This window comes from Bacillus sp. LR--39 (assembly GCF_053613335.1).
The window spans coordinates 1-587 of the sequence record NZ_JBSIOT010001260.1; the positions used below are offsets into that span (position 1 = coordinate 1).

Here is a 587-nt window from a genome sequence, read left to right on the forward strand (position 1 = left end):
GATCGACCTTGTTTGAAAGTGAAGCAGAACTGAGACGAATCAGGATTGCACTTGTATGGATAGCTGTCTTTTTACTGTTCGGGGCGTGCGGGAATCAAGATACCATTATTGAAACAGACAGCGGCAATTCAGACTATGAAACGCCTCAGCCCACCTCGTTTCCACTTGAACATAACCATTTTGGCGTGATGGAGGACGGCTATATCAAAATTTATGAGTATAATGAGTCCCGCAATGAGGTAAAGCTGAAGAAAGAATACGCGGATGATGAGCTTGAATAAAATTCACAAGCATTCGAATTTACAAAGCGGATGCCAGCCGCTAAACTAAATACAGACACAGATCAAACAGAGGGTGAAAACATGAAGCATAAAGTGATCGTGAATCATTGGGAAGAAATTTGCGAAGATGATTCTTGCTATGAATACGGAACAAGTATCATTGTGAACAGAAAAGAATTAATCAGAGAAGCGTCAATTATCACTGCTTTGAAGGCGGTTTTAGAAGAGATCGGCGCGGATGTTGAAATAGAAGAAACAGTAGAGAGCGAAAAATGCTGTGATAGCTTAAGAAAAAAAAATCTAGAC

At 40.4% G+C, this 587-nt stretch carries 2 protein-coding genes; both read left to right on the forward strand.

Annotation, left to right across the window (positions count from 1 at the left end; genetic code table 11):
- Window positions 1–8 precede the first annotated feature (8 nt).
- A complete protein-coding gene (locus ACWHAR_RS29820) occupies window positions 9–281 on the forward strand; it encodes a YmzC family protein (RefSeq protein WP_014479841.1) in 273 nt (90 codons plus the stop codon).
- Window positions 282–362: 81 nt separating this feature from the next.
- Window positions 363–587, forward strand: a 225-nt coding sequence (locus ACWHAR_RS29825) for a hypothetical protein (protein WP_452088783.1), incomplete at its 3' end; no start/stop codon positions are given.